The sequence below is a fragment of the Kitasatospora purpeofusca genome, from assembly GCF_000718025.1.
GTDB lineage: Bacteria > Actinomycetota > Actinomycetes > Streptomycetales > Streptomycetaceae > Kitasatospora > Kitasatospora purpeofusca.
In genome coordinates this window covers 54,800-72,448 of record NZ_JODS01000002.1, presented here as the reverse complement: position 1 = coordinate 72,448, position 17,649 = coordinate 54,800, and the positions used below count along the sequence as shown (strand labels likewise).

Genomic DNA, 17,649 nt, shown 5'->3' with positions numbered 1-17,649 from the left:
CTCTGGCCCCGGCGGTCCTGGCCGGGGCCGGTCTGCGACGGTTTTCGGGAGCCGTCCGGGGACGGCGGTGGTGGCGCGGGGCCGCGTTGCGGGGCGGGCCCGGCGGGTGCGCTGCGGGGCGGCACGGCGGGTGCGCTGCGGAGCGGGGCCGGGTGAGCGGACCCGGGTCGGCGCGCCCGGGTCAGCGGGCTTCGGCGGCCTTGGCGATCTCGGCGACGACGAGGCGGGCCACCGGGGCGGCGGAGGCGGGGTTCTGCCCCGTGACGACCCGGCCGTCGCTCTGGGTGTGGGCCTGGTAGACGGGCGCCTTGGTGTGCAGCGCGCCCGACTCCTTCAGCCGGTCCTCCAGCAGGAACGGCATGACCTCGACCAGGCCGAGGGAGTCCTCCTCCTCGTTGCTGAAGGAGGCGACCCGCTTGCCGCTCACCAGGAGGGTGCCGTCCGGCAGCCGCAGGTTGACCAGCGCGGCCGGGCCGTGGCAGACGGCGGAGACGACGCCGCCCCGGCCGTGGATGTCCATGGCGATCCGGGCCAGGTCCGGGGAGTCCGGGAAGTCCCACATGGCACCGTGGCCGCCGACGTAGAAGATCGCCGCGTACTCGGCGGGGTCGACCTCGGCCGCCCGGCGGGTCGCCACCAGCTTGGCCTTGACGGTCTCGTCGGCCAGGAAGCCGACGATCTCGGGGTCGTCCTCCTCGCCCGGGAAGACCACGGCCGGCGGCTCGCCGCCGCGCACCGAGACGAAGTCGACCTCGTGGCCGGCGCCGACGAAGACGTTGTAGGGGTGGGCCGCCTCCGAGACGCTGTAGCCCGTCCGGTTGCCGGTGTCGCCCAAGGTGTCGTGACTGCTGACGGCGAGCAGGATCTTGGCCATGGTTCCTCCTGGAGTCGCTGCGGAGTTGCTCCGCGGGTGGTCGGGCGGGGCGGGTGGCCGGCCCCGGCCGGTGCCGGGGCCGGGCGCTTCCGGGGCCTGGTGGCTGCGGGGCCGGGTGGCTGCGGGTGGAGGATCAGGCCCGGTGGATGAAGTCCTGGATCAGCTGCACGAGTTCGTCCGGCCGCTCGAAGATCACCATGTGGCCGCTGTCGATCTCGGTGTAGCTGGAGTTCGGGATCGCGGCCGCCAGCTCGCGGGAGTGCTCGGCGGGCACGGCGGCGTCCGGGTACGGGGCCAGCACCAGGGTCTCGGCCTCGACCTTGCCGACGATGTCGCGGATGTCGACCTGGACCAGCAGCTCCAGCTGGCGGATGCGGCCGTTGGACGGGCTCAGCTCGGAGCCGAGGTTCTCGACGTCGCTCAGACTCGGCCGGGTGCGGATGTAGCGCGGGCTGAAGGCGGTGGTGCTCAGGACGCGGCCGAAGGCCTTGGCGTCGTGCTTCTGACTGAGCGTCAGGCCGATCAGGTTCTCGATGTAGAGGTCCGACTTCACCAGGCCGCCGATCGGCACCAGGCGGCGCACCAGCCCGGGGTGCAGCGCGGCGGTGGCGGCGACGACGGCCCCGCCGAGCGAGAAGCCCACCAGGTCCACCGGGCCGAGGCCGGCGTGCTCGATCACGGCGGCGACCTCGTCGGCGAGCTGCTCGACGGTCAGCGGCGTGCCGTCGTCCTCGGCGGTCTCGCTGCCGGAGAGCTCCGGCAGGATGACGGTGTTGCGGCGGGCGAAGTCCTCCACGAGGTGCCCGAAGGTGACCTGACCCCCCTTGCCCACACCGTGCACCAGGACCAGGGCGGGCCCCTCGCCGGTCACGGTGTAGTGGACGCGCGAGTTTCCGACGGAGATCGTGGGCATGACGGATCGCCTCCTGTGACGATGCGGAAAGGAATACCCCGACAGACCCTGACCGGGGAATCGGAAAATGTGGTGCGGGCATGCGTACGGAAATTCGCACGGAGAATTCCGCCGGCCCCACCGGATTCGCATGGGTGCAGGCCGCCGGGTTCCGCGGGATGCGGCTGCGCAGGATTTCGACAACGCCGGCCGACTTCGCCACAGGGGCGGCCGGACGGATGGTGCGGGTCCGCACGACGAAGCGCGGGGCCAATGACGACGCGGACACGACATGCCGGAGCACGGGAAAGAGGCGCCCTTCGGCCCCCACTCCCTCGATCACTCGAAGTAGAATTTATCTACTTCCAGCGATCCGGTCAAGCTTGCAGATCACCTTCGAGTGATCCGACGCCCGACGCGTAGCGCGCAAAGGTGCGCGACAAATGCGCGCGAAAAGCAATAAAGCTTAGCAAAACGGACATCAGGCAAAGGTGGGAGTGCGCCTCCGACGGCCGCACAGAACTCCGGTCGCGGTCACGAGCTCATGCCGATGCCCCGGATGTCGGGATCTTCCGCTGCCCTGGGCACTATCATTCTTTCAGACCCCATCCAGTGGAGTATGCCCGTGCCCGACCGCTTGTTCGACGGCAATAAGCTGCGCAACCTCCGCGTCGTCAAAGGAATGTCGCAGGCCACGCTGGCGGCCGGGCTTCATGTGAAAGTGAACGCCGTCTATCGCTGGGAGAACGGCCTGGCAGCTCCCCCGCCGGAGCGTTTGCCGACGATCGCCGCATTCCTGGACACCGACCTGGACGAGCTCTTTCCGCGCGGCGAATCACCGAATCTCGCCGACCTCCGGTGCGACGCCGGGATGACCCAGGCGGACACCGCGCGCCACACCAACACCGCCTCCCCCATGCCGGTGCGGGCCGCCGAGCAGGGCAGACGACCGCTCTCCGAGCAGGCGGTGACGGCACTGGCCGCCGCCTACGGGGTGACCCGGGCCGAACTGCTCGCGGCGCAGCGGCGCTCCTTCGGCCAGGCCGAGGAGCCCGCGGCGGAACCCTCGGCCGAGGGCGCCCGGGTGGCACGGAAGCTGGAGTCGCTGCGCACCGAGGTGTACGGCGGGGTGGCGCCCTCCGACGCGCACCTCGCGGCCGAGGGCAACCGCAGGAGCGGCTCCGCCGCGCTCACCGAGGAGCTGGTCCGCTCGCTGCGGGCGGGTGAGGTCGCCGAGCCGGCGGACGCGGCGCTCGACGCCCTGGCGCTCGCCCTCGACGTGCCGCCGGTCTACTTCCGGCAGGACGATCCGGAGGTGGACGCGCTGATCCTGTCCACCCGGGCCGTGCGCGACAGGTTCACCGTGATGGCCGCGCGCGGCGCGGGCCAGGACCTGCCGAAGGAATCCTGGGACCAGCTCCGGGACTTCATCAGCGGGACGATGGCGGAGATCTTGGGAGAGGGCGGGAACGGGCGCCCGGAGTGAGGCGTTCGGCCGCCGCCTGCCGGGACTCCCGGCCGGATGGCTCCGCCGCGGCCCCGGAGCCGGCTGCGGCTCCGGCACCGGAGGACGCCCGGCGGTCCGTCCCCGACGCCGGTCCGCGCTCGCGCCGGCGACTGATCAACCGGGCCGCGTGGTCGGCGCGCAGCTCGATGAAGGCGTCCCGCTTCAGGGACCTGGCCGTCGCCGGGATCCCTCCGACCGGCGCCATCCCGCGCGCCCGCAGGACGTCGGGCGGGCCGACCAGGCCGGTGCCGTCGCCGGCCCACAGGTGCACCAGCTGATGGACCTTCAACTCCACCTCGTGGGAGAGCGACCGGCCCTCGCGGTGGAGGATCAGGTCGACCGGGCGGGTGTCGTGCTTCACCAGGAGGCCGCAGGTGCCGTCGAGCCCGGTCAGATGGGCCGCCGGGATCGGGCGCAGCACGATGTGCCGGCCGCTGGCCTCCGCGAGGTTCCCGACCAGGCGGTCGAGGTCGAAGGGGTCCGGGAGGGGCATGGAGGCGACGAGGCGCTCGCCGTCCTGCTCGGCCTGGAGGTGCAGCAGTCCCGCACCTCGGTGCCGGTACATCCCGGAGAGAATTCCGGGCGCGTCGTGACCGCGGCGAGGAGCCCCGCTCATTTCGGGGATCCCGTACCGCCGATCCCTCTTTCCAGAATTTGGCACCGGGTGTGTAAGTAGCCTACTCTGCGCATTCTACATTCCCCCTTCTGTGCACGGCTCATAAAGTCGTCGCAAAGGCACGCGGAAACGTTCGGAATCGCTCAAAAATTCGCTCTTGGATATGCGACGAGCGCGACCCGATGATATATATCTATCGGTCGCAGCAGTTCGCCGTCGAGTCCTCGGGCCCTGAAGTCCGCCCTTACGGGCAGGTTGTCGGCCCGGAATCCCCCGCTTCCTGCGACCGCCGGGTCCACGATGTTCACAGCGACCCGGCGCGCAAGGCACGATTCCGATGCCCCCCGTTCATGCCTGTCTGATAGTGCTCCCTCCCGAGGGGCGCCGGCCGACCCCCAGCCCGGCGTTACCGAGGTGCGAGCGTGCCGAGGCTACGATAAATCTCGGACAACCACCATGGTGCATGGTTTACGACATCTGGCCGAAACTCACCAGCCATCGGGCGGCGAAATCCGGACCCGGTCGGACCGCCCGCGCCCGGCCCGGCGACACCGGACCCGGGCCGCCCGTCGGCCCCTCCGGCATCGTCCGACGTCATGCGTTGTCGCGCGGTACCGGGCGAGGCCGCCCGCACCACCGGGCACGGCGCGGCCGCGCGGCGGCCCGGTTCCGGGGCCCGACCGGCGCGGCCGGGGACAGGGCCCGGATCAAGTCGTGATCGATCCGCCGGATTCGCCGTAGCGGTGGCGCGGGAGGCGGTGGCCCCTCGGCGCCGCAGGTGGTGGGCCCTCGGCGCCCCGGAGGCCGGCCCCTCAGTGCCCCGCGTCCACCGCCCCGCCCAGCCGGGCCAGGGCCGCGGCGGCGCCCGCGTCCGGCCCCGGCGAGAAGACGTGCACCACGAGACCGGTCTCGCCCGGCGCGGCCGGGACGTGCAGGGCCTCGAAGTCCAGCGACAGGGTCCCGGTGACCGGGTGGTGCAGCCGCTTGTGGCCCGAGGTGCAGTTCATCACCTCGCCGGAGTCCCAGATCCGGCGGAACTCCGGGCTCGCCGACGACAGTTCGGCGATCAGACCGGTCAGCTCCGCATCGTCCGGCCAGGTGCCCGCCGAGGCCCGCAGCTGGCCGACCGCCTCGGCGGCCCGGTCCGACCACTCCGGGTGGACGGTGCGGGCGGCGGGGTCCAGGAACAGGAAGCGGGCCTGGTTGCGGTCCCGCCGGCCCCCCGACTCCCCCAGGCCGCCGATGAGTTCGGCGCCCAGCGGGTTCCAGGCCACCACATCGAGCCGGTGGTCGGTCACGAAGGCCGGCATCCCCGCGCCCAGGGCGTCCAGCATGCCGCGCAGCAGCGGACTCACCCGGGGCGCCGGCGGCGGCAGCCGACGGGAGCCCGCCAGGGTGTCCAGATGGCGGCGTTCCGCCGCCGACAGGCCCAGGGTGCGGGCCAGCGCCTCCAGCACCTCGAACGACGGCTGGGTGGACCGCCCCTGTTCCAGCCGGACGTAGTAGTCGACACTGATCCCGGCCAACTGCGCCAGCTCCTCGCGGCGCAGCCCGCGCACCCGCCGCCGTCCACCGGCCGTCAGCCCGACCAGCTCCGGTGCGACCCGGGCCCGGCGGGCCCGCAGGAACTCCCCCAGGGCGGGGCGGGGAACGGCGGCACGAGCGGCGGCGGTGGTCTCCATACGCTCCAGTATGGTGGCCCTCCCGTTACCAGGATCCGGAGTCCGCCGGAACAGCAGGGACCTGGCTGCGGTCCGCCGCCCCGGCGAGGGTGGAGCCATGAGCAACCACACCCCGCAGCAGCGGCCCCGGCGCGTCCTCGTCGTCACCGCCCACCCCGAACCCCGCTCGCTCACCGCCGCGCTGGGCGACTTCGCAGTCACCCGGCTGCGCGCCGCCGGGCACGAGGTGGAGGTCTCCGACCTGTACGCGATGAAGTGGCACGCCGCCCTCGACGCCGACGACTTCCCCGACCACCCGGCGGACACCCGCCTCGGGGTGCTCGGCGCCCAGGACGAGGCCACCCGCGCGGGGCGGCTCTCGGCCGACATCGCCGCCGAGCAGGAGAAGCTGCGCCGGGCGGACGCGGTGGTGTTCCAGTTCCCGCTGTGGTGGTTCTCGGCACCCGCGATCCTCAAGGGCTGGATCGACCGGGTGCTGACCTTCGGCTTCGCGCACGGCCCGGACGTCCCCCCGCCGTACAGCGAGGGCGCGTTGGGCGGCAAGCGCGGTCTGCTCGCGGTGAGCGTCGGGGGCCGCGAGTCCGCGTTCACCGACCGGGGCGCGCACGGGCCGCTGGCGGACCTGCTGTTCCCGCTGCAGCACGGGGTGTTCTGGTTCAGCGGCATCGCGGCCCTCGAACCGTTCGCCGTGTACCGGTCGGAGGGCCTGTCGGCCGAGGAGTTCGAGGCCGCCGCGGAAGCCTACGGACAGCGCCTGGACGCCCTGTTCAGCGAGGAGCCGGTCCCGTTCCGCCGCCTGGACGGCGGCGACTACGGACGCGACATGCGCCTGCAGGAGGGCGTGGAGCGGACCGGCACCACCGGCCTCTCGCTCCACCGGCGCTGAGCGCACACCAGTCCCCGGTCCCCGGGGGCGCCGACCGTACAGGGGTCGACCGGCGCCCCCGGGGACCGGTCGCGTCGGAGGGCCGGTCGGGTCAGGGGGCCGGTCGCGTCGGAGGGCCGGTCGCGTCAGAAGGTCGCGAGGTCCAGGGCTTCGCGCAGCGAGGCGTAGCCGACGCAGGCCAGCAGCCACACCCCGAACCCGGCCGTACCGGCGGCCAGGATCCGGCCGACGCGGCCGCGCCGCTCCCTCGGGCGGCGCAACTGCCGCACGCCGAGGAGCAGCAGCAGGACGGCGACGGCGCCCAGGGCGCAGGCGAGCAGCGGGTCCCGGCGGTGGGCGAGTTCGGCCAGCACGAAGACACCGGCGAGGGATGCGGTGGTCAGCAGCGCGAGCAGCGTGCCGAGCACCAGCTCCCCCAGCAGTTCGCCGAGGAACCGGCCGATCGCCGACAGGCAGCCGCGCACCGGCCCGTGCACCGGGTCGCCCACCGGTGTCGGGTCCCCCGGCAGGTGGACCGGGCCGGGCCCGGGCCTCCCCGGATCCGGTATGCCGGGGCCCTCCTCGGCCGTGCTCCCCACTGTCCCCTCCCCCGCCGGGCGGACCTCGGTCGCCCCTGTCGATGCAGATCGATGCGGGTCGACAGGCTACCTGCGGCGGCCGACCGGCCGAGTGCTGAGGCGGCACCCGGCCGAGCGGTCGGCCGGAAACCACCGGCGGACGCGCGTGGGCGGGGCGTCGGCGACGGAAGGCCCGGCGCCCCGGGCCGCCCGCGCGACAGGGGCCGACCCGTCAGGCCGTCCCGGGGCCGGAGGCGGGCGGGACCGGGCGGTCGTCGAGGAGGGCCTGGCCCAGCGGGGTGAGGGTGTGGCGGACGCCGGAGCCGGAGCGTTCGGTGGTGAGCAGGCCGGCGGAGCGCAGGACGGTGGCGTGGTGGCTCGCGGTGGCGGGCGAGGTGCCGGTGCGGCGCGCGAGTTCGGCGGTGCCCGCCGGGTCGGCGACCGCCCGGAGGGTGCGGGCGCGGGTGGCGCCGAGCAGCGCGACGAGCGCGCCGTCGGGCTCCGCCGGGGCGGCGGCCGCCCAGACCGCCCGGTAGGTGGCCAGGTCGCGGGCGAGTGGGTAGTGCAGCACGATCGGGTACTCGAAGCCCCGGTTGTCCGTCAGGGCGAGCGGCTCGGGCCAGAAGAAGGTGGGCACCAGGACGATCCCGGTACCCCGCAGCGTCAGGTCGGCGTCGATCGGACAGGGCAGCGACAGCACCGGTGACTCCCAGCGGACGTCCGGGTGCAGCGAGCCGAGCAGACCGTCCAGTCCGGTGTCGGCGGCCGCCAGCGCCCGCCCGGTGCGCTCGGTGTGGGTGGCGGCCAGCAACTGCGGCCAGTAGGGCGCCACCGCGAAGGCGTGGTACTCGCGGAGCCTGCGCTGCACCAGGCCGCGCCACTCGCGGTCGCCCCGGTGCAGTTCGCGGACCCAGCGGGGCGCCGTCGGGCGCAGGTACTCCAGGGCGCACAGGTCCGCCGCCCACAACTGCCGGGGCAGCGACCAGGTCTGCTCCAAGCTGTCCTCCAGGCTGCCGGTGCCCGCGTGCAGGAACGCCTCCGGCGCCTCCACCACACCCGCCGAGGTCGCCAGCTCGAACAGCATGCGCAGCTCGGGGCGCAGGCGCCCGCGGGTCATGCTGCGCCACCCCTCCAGTGCCACGCCGCCCATCCCGCGGGTCTGTACCAGCGACAGGCTCAGTACGGTCTCCGTGAGCGGGTCGGGTGCCCGCGCGATCCGCACCCTGGTCAGGTCGTCGTGGGTGAAGTGGATACGCAGCAATCCGGTCCTTCCGTCGGCTTCCCCGGCGAGGCGCGGCCAGCACGGTGGCGGTGGCGGCCGGCCCCGTCGCGTCCTCGGGTCCACCGTATGCGCACGCGCCCGGCCCGACGGGGGCGTTGCCCGGCTCTGACCGGTTCGTGGCACGTCACGGACATTGCCACGCCCGAATTCGATGGAGCCCGAAGGGTCTTGGGGCGAACACTTCCGGACGCCGAGACTGGCGGCCGGGGCGCCCCGCTGCGGGGCGTCCGGACCGTCACCAGACCGGGAGTGCACCGATCATGCGATCCAGCCGCCAGTCCACCGTCCGCTCCGGCCTCCGCCTCGCCCTCCGCTCCGGCGTCGTCGCCGGGTCGGTGCTCGCCGCCGCCACCGTGCTGGCCGCGCCCGCGCAGGCGGCGCCGGTGCTGCACAGCTACGTGAACGTGGTCCAGGGCAAGTGCCTGGACATCCGCGGCGCCTCCACCGCCGAGGGCGCGGTGCTCCAGGAGTTCGACTGCAAGAACGACTCGAACCAGCGCTTCTGGTCGGACACCGGGGCCGACGGGGCCACCGAGCTGCGGGTGCAGAAGTCCGGCCTGTGTCTCGAACCGACCACGCTCAACACCTACAGCCCTGTGATCCAGCGGGCCTGCTCCGGTGCCGCCACCCAGCGTTGGGAACTGCTCCCGCACGGCCCGAACGCGGTCGTGTTCAAGAACGTGGCGTCCGGCCTGTGCCTCCAGGACTACTACTCGGCGGGCGGCGCCCGGCGCGACGTCAACATGTGGCAGTGCCAGGAGAGCGCCTACCAGCAGTGGGTGCTGCGCTGAGCCCGGCACCGGCGGAGCGGGGCGGTCCCGGCGCGACCGGGGCCGCCCCGCGGCGGTCGGACGGCTCGGGCGGCGGTCAGACGGCGGAGCCCGGGGCCGTCGTGACGCCCGCCTGGACGCCCAGGGTGCGTTCGGCCTTGGCGACGGCCGCGCGGTAGTAGAGCGAGGCGAGCTGGGAGTCGTCGGAGTCGCGCTGGAAGAACCCGTAGGCGAGGGCGACGTCGCCGAGGCGCTCGATGCCGAGGTAGCCGTTGAGCCGGACGCCGGCGAGGTCGCCGTCGAGGCGGACGGCCGGGGCCCCGGCGCGGTCGCCGAGGGCGATCGGGGTCACCGAGAAGGTCACGGCCGCGCCGGTGTTGTCGGTGAAGGTGATGCTGTGGCAGTCGGCGAACGCGGAGCCGACGGTGGCGAAGTCGGCGTCCAGCCGGGCCGCTTCCTCGGCACTGAGGGACTCGGTGATCATCGGGGTGCCGTCCGGTCCGTCGAACTGCACTTCCTGGTGCGGTCCTTGGGCGGAGGCGCCGGACGGGTCCCGGTTCAGCAGCGCGCGCAGGGCGTCGCAGCCGGCCACCGGGGAGGCGCCCGCCTCCGGCGAGGAGTCCGGGCCGGCCGGGACCTCGGTGAAGTCGGGGCCGATCTCGGCGGCGGTCAGCAGGGCCGCCCGGAGCTGCTCGTCGGTCGGCAGCAGAGGCGCCGCCGCCGTGACGGCGGAGGCGGACGTGGGCGCGGGTGGTGCTCCCGCCGCGAGCTGGGCGGTGCCGAGGGTGAGCACGGTGGCGACGGCCGCCGCGGTGAGCGCGCGGAGATGCCTCGGGAGGGACATACGGGCCCCCGATCGATGAGGTCGCGGAGGGACAGGCGTCCAGTGTCCCACCGGCCCCCGGGGAGCGCCCGCCCGGAGCGTGAAGGTGCAGGTCAGGAGCGGTTTTCCCGGGTTTCCGGGCCTTCTGCCGGCGGCTCGCCCGGTGCCGGCGGCAGGCTCTCGACGGTCTCCGCGAGCCACCGCACCCAGAAGGACTCCAGCCCGACACCGGCCCGCAGCACCGCGTACTGGAGCGGATCGGCCCCGTCCTCCTCGCCGGCCGGGAAGTCGCGCCGCCCGATCGCCTCGTACTGGGCCAACTGCGCCCGGTGCAGGTCGAGATGGCGGCGCAGCTCGGCTTCGAGCCCGGCCGTGCCGACCACGGCGGCGGCGCGCAGCCGCAGCACCAGCGGGTCGCGGATCGGCCGGGGGTCGTCGGCGGCGGCCGTCCACCGCGCCAGTTCGGCCCGGCCGGCGGGCAGTACCTCGTACTCCTTCTTCTGCCCGCGCACCGGACCGGCCTGCGGGAGCGCCCGGATCAGCCCGGTGGTCTCCAGCCGGCCCAGCTCGCGGTAGATCTGCTGGTGGGTGGCGGACCAGAAGAAGCCGATCGACCTGTCGAACCGCCGGGTCAGCTCCAGCCCCGAGGACGGCTGCTCCAGCAGGGCGGTGAGGATGGCGTGCGGCAGCGACATGGCACCGATCCTAGGTGCCGCCCCGCACGGCCGGTGCGGGCTCGTGCGGGGCGGCGTCCCGGGGGCAACGGCTCGTGCGGGGCGCCTCGCGGCAGGTCGTGCGGGGTGGCGTCCCGGAGGGAGCGGCCGCGGCGGCGCCCCGGGGTCAGAGGGCGGCGGCGAGCTCGGTGCCCTGCTTGACGGCGCGCTTGGCGTCGAGTTCGGCGGCCTCGTCGGCGCCGCCGATCAGGTGCGGGGTGACGCCCAGGGCGCGCAGGGCGGCGTCCAGGTCGCGGCGCGGCTCCTGGCCGGTGCACAGCACCACGGTGTCGACCGGCAGCAGCTGCGGCTCGCCGTCGACGGTGAAGTGCAGGCCCGCGTCGTCGATCCGGTCGTAGCCCGCGCCGGCGACCATGGCGACGCCGCGGTGCTTGAGCTCGGTGCGGTGGATCCAGCCGGTGGTCTTCCCCAGTCCGGCGCCGACCTTGGTGGTGCGGCGCTGGAACAGGTGGACCCGGCGCGGCGGCTCGGGCCGCTCGGGGCGGGCGAGGCCGCCGCGCTCGCGGTAGTCCCCGTCGATGCCCCAGTGCCGGCGGTGCACGGCCGGGTCGAGGCTGGGCGCGTCGCCGGCGTCGGTGAGGAACTCGGCGACGTCGAAGCCGATGCCGCCCGCGCCGAGGATCGCGACCCGCTCGCCGACGGCGGCCCCGTCGCGCAGCACGTCGAGGTAGCCGAGCACGCTGGGGTGGTCGACGCCCGGCAGGTCGGCGGGGTCGGGGACGCGCGGGCTGACGCCGGTGGCGAGCACGACCTCGTCGAAGCCCTCGGCGGCGAGCGCGGCCGCGTCGACCCAGCTGCCGAGCCGCAGCTCCACGCCGAGCTCCTCCAGCCGGTGGCGGTAGTAGCGCAGGGTCTCCGCGAACTCCTCCTTGCCCGGGATCCGGCGGGCGATGTCGAGCTGCCCGCCGATGACGGCGGCGGCGTCGAAGAGGGTGACCCGGTGGCCGCGCTCGGCGGCGGTGACGGCGCAGGCGAGGCCGGCCGGTCCGGCGCCGACGACGCCGACCCGCTTGGCCCGCCGGGTCGGGGCGAGCACCAGCTCGGTCTCGTGGCAGGCGCGCGGGTTGACCAGGCAGGAGGTGATCCTCCCGCTGAAGGTGTGGTCCAGGCAGGCCTGGTTGCAGCCGATGCAGGTGTTGACGGCCTCGGGGCGGCCCGCGGCGGCCTTGGCGACGAAGTCCGGGTCGGCGAGCAGCGGGCGGGCGAGCGAGACCAGGTCGGCGCAGCCGTCGGCGAGCAGCCGCTCGGCCAGCTCGGGGGTGTTGATCCGGTTGGTGGCGACCAGCGGCACGGACACCGAGCCCATGACCCGCTCGGTCACCCAGGCCCAGGCGCCGCGCGGCACCGAGGTGGCGATGGTGGGGATGCGCGCCTCGTGCCAGCCGATGCCGGTGTTGATGATGGTGGCGCCGGCCGCCTCGACCGCCTTGGCGAGCCGGACCACCTCGTCCAGGGTGGAGCCGCCGGGGACGAGGTCGAGCATGGAGAGCCGGTAGATCAGGATGAAGTCCGGTCCGACCCGCTCCCGGACCCGGCGGACGATCTCGACCGGGAAGCGCATCCGGTTCTCGTAGCTGCCGCCCCACTCGTCCTCGCGGTGGTTGGTGGCGGCGGCGACGAACTCGTTGATCAGGTAGCCCTCGGAGCCCATGATCTCGACACCGTCGTAACCGGCGCGGCGGGCGAGTTCGGCGCAGCGGGCGAAGTCGTCGACGGTGGCCTCGACCTCCTCGGCGGTGAGGGCGCGGGGCGGGAACGGGCTGATCGGGGCCTGCACGGCGCTGGGGGCGACCAGGGCGGGGTGGTAGGCGTAGCGGCCGAAGTGCAGGATCTGGAGCGCGATCCGGCCGCCTGCGGCGTGCACGGCGTCGGTGACGACGCGGTGCCTGTCCGCCTCCTCCTCGGTGGTGAGCTTGGCGCCGCCGTCCCAGGGGCGTCCGGCCTCGTTGGGGGCGATGCCGCCGGTGACGATGAGGCCGACGCCGCCGCGGGCGCGTTCGGCGTAGAAGGCGGCCATCCGCTCGAAGCCGTTCTCGGCCTCCTCCAGGCCGACGTGCATGGAACCCATGATCACGCGGTTGGGGAGGGTGGTGAAGCCGAGGTCGAGCGGGCGCAGCAGGTGCGGGTAGGGCGGCGGGGTGCTGGCGGTCGTCGTCATCGCGGCTTCTCCTGGCGGGGGCGGGCGGGGCGGTGGTCGGGAGGGCGGAGGGGGTGGCTGGCCACCACACGGTAGGCGAGCCCGAGCACCCTATGCAACCAGTTGCATAAGTGATCCAGGGAACACCTCGGACACTGCACTGACGGGCCGTCAGTCCACGGCGTATGGTCGACGGGACGACGGACGGGGCCGCTGGCGCCCCGGCGAGGAGGGGGAGCGGTCGTGCGGGGTGGATCGGTCGCCGTGGTCGGCGGCAGCATCGCGGGTTGCGCCTTCGCACGGGCGGCGGCCCGGGGCGGGGCCGAGCGGGTCACCGTGCTGGAGCGCAGCCCGGGGCACCTGGAGGACCGCGGGGTGGGCCTGTGCGTCCTGCTGGACCGCTACGACGAACTGGTCCTGGCGGGCCACCTGGACGACGGCATCCGCCACCATCCGCTCACCACCCGGCACTGGGTGGCCAAGGACCCGGCGGGCGCCCCGCGCGGGCGGGTGCTGTGGGTGCAGTCGATGGCCATGCACTCGTTCCACTGGGGCGTGCTGTGGCAGGGCCTGCACGAACGCACCCCCGAGCGGGTGGAGTTCCGCCCCGGGACGGCCGTCACGGCGGCCGGCGGCACCGACCTCGCCGGACCGGCCTGGGTGGAGACGGCGGTCGGCGGGCGCGAGCCCTACGACCTGGTGGTGGGCGCCGACGGCCACCGGTCGGTGGTGCGCGCCGCCGTCTGCCCGGAGGCCCGGGCCGAGTACGCCGGGTACGTCGCCTGGCGCGGCAGCTTCGACGCCCGGCTGCTCGACCGGCTCCCGGGCGGCGCGGCCCAGTGGCCCGAGGCGGAGGTGATCACCGCCTGCTACCCCGGCGGACAGGTCGTGCTCTACCGGATCCCCGGGCTGACCCCCGGCACCACCCTGGTGAACTGGGTCTTCTACGCCCCCGCGCCCGACTGGCTGCGGACCGCCGGCGGCACCGACCCGCTCGGCTTCGCGGTCGGCTCGCTGGACGCCGCCCGGCGCGGCGAACTGTCCGCGCTCGCCGAGCGCGTCCTGCCGCCGTACTGGGCCGGCGTGGTCGACCTGACGCCCGTCGAGCGGATCCTGCTCCAGCCGATCCACGATCTGGAGACCCCGCGCCGCACCGCCGGCCGCCTGCTGCTCGCCGGGGACGCCGCGACACTGGTCCGCCCGCACACCACGAGCGGCGCGGCGAAGGCACTGCAGGACGCGTCCGCCTTCGAGGACGCCTGGCGGGCGGCGGAGGGCTGGGCCGATCTGCTGCCCGGCTACGACCGCGAGCGCGGCGCGGCGGGGCGGGCGCTGGTGGAGCTCAGCCGCAGGCTCGGGCGGGCGCAGGTCACCGGGGCGCCGGACTGGTCGGGCGTGGACGGGCCGGCGATGGCCGCGTGGTGGCGCGACCAGCTGGGCACCTCGGGCGGGTTCGGCGGGCTGGCGTTGGAGCGGAAGTCGAACCCACAGGTCCCCGAGGGCCGTTGACCGCAGGTCGGCCACCGGGCGGCGACCCGCTCAGTCGACCGCCCGGTGGCCCGTTCAAGTGGCCTGCTCACGTGGCCGGTTCAACCGGCCCGTTCGCGTGGCTCGTTCAACCGGCCCGTTGAACCGGCCCGTTGAAGTGGCCCGTTCACGTGCTCCCGGCGCCCCGGGTGCCCGCCGTCAGACGTTGACGCCGTAGTCGGTCGCGATGCCGCGCAGGCCGGAGGCGTAACCCTGGCCGATCGCGCGGAACTTCCACTCGGCGCCGTTGCGGTACAGCTCGCCGAAGACCATCGCCGTCTCGGTGGAGGCGTCCTCGGTGAGGTCGTACCGGGCCAGCTCCTGGCCGTTGGCCTGGTTGACGATCCGGATGAAGGCGTTGCGCACCTGACCGAAGCTCTGGAACCGGGCGTCGGCGTCGTAGATCGACACCGGGAAGACCACCTTGGCCACGTCGACCGGGACACCGGCCAGGTCGACCTTGATCTGTTCGTCGTCGCCGTCGCCGCCACCGGTCAGGTTGTCGCCGCTGTGCTCGACCGAACCGTCCGGGCTGCGCAGGTTGTTGAAGAAGACGAAGTGCTGGTCCGAGACCACCTTGCCGTGCGCGTTGCAGAGCAGCGCGCTCGCGTCCAGGTCGTAGTCGGCGCCGGTGGTGGTGCGGACGTCCCAGCCGAGTCCGACGATGACGGCCGTCAGGCCCGGCGCCTCCTTGGTCAGCGAGACGTTGCCGCCCTTGGCCAGCGAAACTCCCACGATTGCCCTCCTCGGTTGCTCTCCCTGCCAAACGAATCTACAGCACTGTAGAGATCACGAGAATCCGTCGGTCGGCACATCCGCCGATCCGGCCGTTCCCCCCTTCGCCCCGCCGGTCGTCCCGCCATCCGCCCCACCGGCCGCTGCACCGGCCGCGATGTCGGGCAGCAGCCGGACCCGACGGGACAGCAGCTCGACGAACGCCGTCGTCAGCGCGTCCGGCCTGGTCCTGGTGTACGCCACCAACGGTCGCCGCACCGGCGGTTCGGGTCGTCGCACCAGCCCGTCGAAGCCCGGCGGCACGATGTTCGCGGGCACCAGCGCCGGGCCCAGCCCGGCGGCCGCGAGCAGCGGCGCCGCCGCCGTCTGCTCGGTGCGCACCGCCACCCCGGGCCGGAACCCGGCCTCGGCGCAGGCCGCGTCCAGCACGTCCGCCAGGCCGTTGCCGGGGGCGTAGTGCACCCAGTCGCGCCCGGCCAGCGCCGCCAGCGGCACCGGGGCGCCGTCCGGCCTGCCGAGCCCTTCCGGCCCGTCCGCCCCCTCCGGATCGTCGGACGGGAGCACCAGGACGAACTCCTCCGTCCCCAGCTCCCGGATCGGCCCCTCCCAGCCGGTCGGCAGCGGCCCCACCGCCACATCCGCCTGGCCCGCCGTCATCGCCGCCCGGAGGTCCTCGGTGTGCGCGAACTCCCGCAGCCGGATCCGCACCTTCGGGTGCGCCGCCCGCCAGGCCCGCAGCACCGGCGGCAGCAGCCCCAGGCTCACCGAGTACACCGTCGCCAACTCCAGTTCCCCGCCCGCCAGTCCGGCCGCGCTCAGGGCCGCCGCGCGCAGCCGCTCGGCGTCCGCCAGCGCCGCCCGCGCGTGCGGCAGCACCGCCCGCCCCATCGGCGTCGGCCGCACCGCCCGCGGCAGCCGCTCCAGCAGCGGCCCGCCGACGGCCTTCTCCAGCGCCCGCACCTGGTGCGAGAGCGCCGGCTGGGTGACGTGCAGCAGCTCGGCGGCACGGGTGAAGGACCCGGTGTCGACGACGGTCACCAGGTACTCGAACTGTCGGAGCGTGGTCATGCAGCCAGTTTATGGATCTCTTCGAAAACAAGCCTTGGACGCATCACCCCTGGTCGGAACAGCCTTGTCCCATGACCGACAGCACTCTCCCCCTCGCCTCCCGCCGCGTCGTCGTGATCGGCGCCGGCTCCCGCACCGGCCGGGCCCTCGCCCACGCCGCCTCCGCCGCCGGAGCCGAACTCGTCCTCGCCGGCCCCGACCCGCGCAAGCTGGAGTGGACGGCCGGCGAACTGCCCGGCCCCGCCCGCACCGTCCCCGTCGACCTCGCCGACGAGGCGTCCGTCGCCGCCCTCGCGGCCGCCACCGGCCGCTTCGACCACCTGGTCTCCACCGCCGCCATGCCCGCCAACGGCCCGCTCGCCGAACTCGAACTCGCCGACATCCACCGGGCGTTCGCCGCCAAGGTCTACGGCCCGCTGCTGCTCGCCAAGCACCTCGCCCCGCAGGCCGCCACCGACACCCCCGACGGCGCCTCCTTCACCTTCTTCTCCGGCGTCGCCGCCTGGCGCCCGGCCCCCGCCCGCACCGTGATGGCGACCACCAACGGCGCACTCGCCTTCCTCGTCCAGGCCCTCGCGGTCGAGATCGCCCCGGTCCGGGTCAACGCCGTCTCCCCCGGCATCGTCGACACCGGCGCCTGGGACGGCCTGGGCCCCGACAAGGCCGCCTTCCTGCGCTCCGTCGCCGACCGCAACCCGGCCCGCCGCACCGGAACCGTCGACGACCTCGTCCGCGCCGTTCACTTCGCCATGACCAGCCCCTTCGTCACCGGCACCGTCCTCCACGTCGACGGCGGCGGCCGGCTGGCCTGACCCGCGGCCACCCGCGCGCCGAGGCCGAGAGGCCCGGGCGGCTCGGTCCAGGTCCAGGTACGGCGACTCGAACGGGTCGATGTGGAGGCCGGACCGCCGGGTCGCCGCCACGGCCGCCTCCGGCGCGCGGGTGAGGCCGATGTGCGGGTGGTAGTCGTGGCCGAGGCGCACGAAGAAGCCGGCGTCCCCGGACAGCCGGCACGGTAAGGAGTCCTCCCGAAGGACCGCCCCGGTCTCCCTCGCGATGTCCCGACGGCCCAATGACCTTCCCCGACGGCCTTCCCCGGCGGCTGTCCCCGGCCACCTTTCCCGGAGGCCGTCCGGGCGGTGATCGGCTAGCGTGGCGCGTGCCGTCCGCACCGCCGGGCGGCCGTGCTCAACGCCGGACGACCGGGCTCGACGCCGGGCGGCCGGGCTCGCCGACGGCAGTCGCCGGGAGGTCCTCAATGCGCCAGCGGCACAGCTTCCACCTCGACCGGGGCGGGCACTCCGTCACGGTGAACGTGCGGTCCGGGTGGATCACCGAGACCGAGGTGCTGGTGGACGGCAAGGAGGTGGCCTTCCACCGCGTCCACGGGCACGGGGTGTACCCCCTGGTGCTCGCCGCGCAGCTGGCCGAGCAACCGCCGCAGCCGCTGGCCGTCCGGCTGGAGCGGACGGGCGCGCCGGAGCGGCCGCTCAGCTGCACGCTGGAGCTCGGTGCGGACGTGCAGCCGATGGCGGAGCGGACCGGGCACTAGAACGCGG

17 protein-coding genes are annotated in these 17,649 nt (G+C 74.4%); 6 read left to right on the top strand and 11 right to left on the bottom strand.

Annotated elements, in window-relative coordinates:
• Positions 1-181: 181 nt before the first annotated feature.
• Together IF01_RS0103430 and IF01_RS0103425 are read right to left on the bottom strand one after the other, a co-directional pair.
• Entirely contained in the window at positions 182-874 is a 693-nt protein-coding gene (locus IF01_RS0103430) for a type 1 glutamine amidotransferase domain-containing protein (protein WP_030391728.1), read from the bottom strand.
• 133 nt (positions 875-1,007) lie between these two features.
• Positions 1,008-1,787 carry an alpha/beta fold hydrolase gene (locus IF01_RS0103425; protein ID WP_030391727.1) on the bottom strand — a complete coding sequence of 260 codons (780 nt, stop codon included), beginning with the start codon at positions 1,785-1,787 and terminating at the stop codon, positions 1,008-1,010.
• A 538-nt stretch (positions 1,788-2,325) separates the two neighbouring features.
• Here IF01_RS0103425 and IF01_RS0103420 point away from each other — a divergent pair.
• Positions 2,326-3,252 (top strand): helix-turn-helix domain-containing protein, encoded by a 927-nt coding sequence (locus IF01_RS0103420; protein ID WP_078879696.1) that lies wholly within the window; start codon positions 2,326-2,328, stop codon positions 3,250-3,252.
• Here the strand turns inward: IF01_RS0103420 and IF01_RS43505 are convergent.
• Together IF01_RS43505 and IF01_RS0103410 are read right to left on the bottom strand one after the other, a co-directional pair.
• Positions 3,197-3,838, bottom strand: a complete 642-nt coding sequence (locus IF01_RS43505) for a hypothetical protein (protein ID WP_051754876.1) — start codon at positions 3,836-3,838, stop codon at positions 3,197-3,199. The genes IF01_RS0103420 and IF01_RS43505 overlap by 56 nt on opposite strands.
• Before the next feature lie 863 nt (positions 3,839-4,701).
• Positions 4,702-5,571 carry a helix-turn-helix transcriptional regulator gene (locus tag IF01_RS0103410; protein ID WP_051754875.1) on the bottom strand — a complete coding sequence of 290 codons (870 nt, stop codon included), beginning with the start codon at positions 5,569-5,571 and terminating at the stop codon, positions 4,702-4,704.
• Between the two features lie 97 nt (positions 5,572-5,668).
• On the opposite strand from IF01_RS0103410, the gene IF01_RS0103405 reads away from it, so the two are divergent.
• Positions 5,669-6,457 (top strand): NAD(P)H-dependent oxidoreductase, encoded by a 789-nt coding sequence (locus tag IF01_RS0103405; protein ID WP_030391723.1) that lies wholly within the window; start codon positions 5,669-5,671, stop codon positions 6,455-6,457.
• Between the two features lie 125 nt (positions 6,458-6,582).
• Here IF01_RS0103405 and IF01_RS0103400 read toward each other — a convergent pair whose 3' ends face one another.
• Positions 6,583-7,035, bottom strand: a complete 453-nt coding sequence (locus IF01_RS0103400) for a hypothetical protein (protein ID WP_149030239.1) — start codon at positions 7,033-7,035, stop codon at positions 6,583-6,585.
• A gap of 211 nt (positions 7,036-7,246) precedes the next feature.
• Entirely contained in the window at positions 7,247-8,275 is a 1,029-nt protein-coding gene (locus IF01_RS0103395; RefSeq protein ID WP_030391721.1) for an ArsR/SmtB family transcription factor, read from the bottom strand.
• A gap of 281 nt (positions 8,276-8,556) precedes the next feature.
• On the opposite strand from IF01_RS0103395, the gene IF01_RS0103390 reads away from it, so the two are divergent.
• Positions 8,557-9,087 (top strand): RICIN domain-containing protein, encoded by a 531-nt coding sequence (locus IF01_RS0103390; RefSeq protein WP_030391720.1) that lies wholly within the window; start codon positions 8,557-8,559, stop codon positions 9,085-9,087.
• A 76-nt stretch (positions 9,088-9,163) separates the two neighbouring features.
• Here IF01_RS0103390 and IF01_RS0103385 read toward each other — a convergent pair whose 3' ends face one another.
• From IF01_RS0103385 to IF01_RS0103375, 3 genes are all read right to left on the bottom strand, one after another.
• Positions 9,164-9,910 (bottom strand): hypothetical protein, encoded by a 747-nt coding sequence (locus IF01_RS0103385; protein WP_030391719.1) that lies wholly within the window; start codon positions 9,908-9,910, stop codon positions 9,164-9,166.
• Positions 9,911-10,002: 92 nt separating this feature from the next.
• A complete protein-coding gene (locus IF01_RS0103380; protein ID WP_030391718.1) occupies positions 10,003-10,584 on the bottom strand; it encodes a PadR family transcriptional regulator in 582 nt (193 codons plus the stop codon).
• 145 nt (positions 10,585-10,729) lie between these two features.
• Positions 10,730-12,781: an NADPH-dependent 2,4-dienoyl-CoA reductase gene (locus IF01_RS0103375; protein ID WP_030391717.1), complete on the bottom strand. Its 2,052-nt coding sequence runs from the start codon at positions 12,779-12,781 to the stop codon at positions 10,730-10,732.
• A gap of 222 nt (positions 12,782-13,003) precedes the next feature.
• On the opposite strand from IF01_RS0103375, the gene IF01_RS0103370 reads away from it, so the two are divergent.
• On the top strand, positions 13,004-14,269 hold the full coding sequence (locus IF01_RS0103370; RefSeq protein WP_030391716.1) for an FAD binding domain-containing protein: 1,266 nt from the start codon (positions 13,004-13,006) through the stop codon (positions 14,267-14,269).
• 177 nt (positions 14,270-14,446) lie between these two features.
• On the opposite strand, the gene IF01_RS0103365 is transcribed toward IF01_RS0103370, so the two are convergent.
• On the bottom strand, positions 14,447-15,022 hold the full coding sequence (locus IF01_RS0103365; protein ID WP_030391715.1) for a TerD family protein: 576 nt from the start codon (positions 15,020-15,022) through the stop codon (positions 14,447-14,449).
• 54 nt (positions 15,023-15,076) lie between these two features.
• On the bottom strand, positions 15,077-16,090 hold the full coding sequence (locus IF01_RS0103360; RefSeq protein WP_078879622.1) for a LysR family transcriptional regulator: 1,014 nt from the start codon (positions 16,088-16,090) through the stop codon (positions 15,077-15,079).
• 71 nt (positions 16,091-16,161) lie between these two features.
• Between IF01_RS0103360 and IF01_RS0103355 the strand changes: the two genes are divergently transcribed.
• Together IF01_RS0103355 and IF01_RS0103350 are read left to right on the top strand one after the other, a co-directional pair.
• Positions 16,162-16,902 carry an SDR family oxidoreductase gene (locus IF01_RS0103355; RefSeq protein ID WP_030391713.1) on the top strand — a complete coding sequence of 247 codons (741 nt, stop codon included), beginning with the start codon at positions 16,162-16,164 and terminating at the stop codon, positions 16,900-16,902.
• A 446-nt stretch (positions 16,903-17,348) separates the two neighbouring features.
• Entirely contained in the window at positions 17,349-17,642 is a 294-nt protein-coding gene (locus tag IF01_RS0103350; RefSeq protein ID WP_030391712.1) for a hypothetical protein, read from the top strand.
• Positions 17,643-17,649 lie beyond the last annotated feature (7 nt).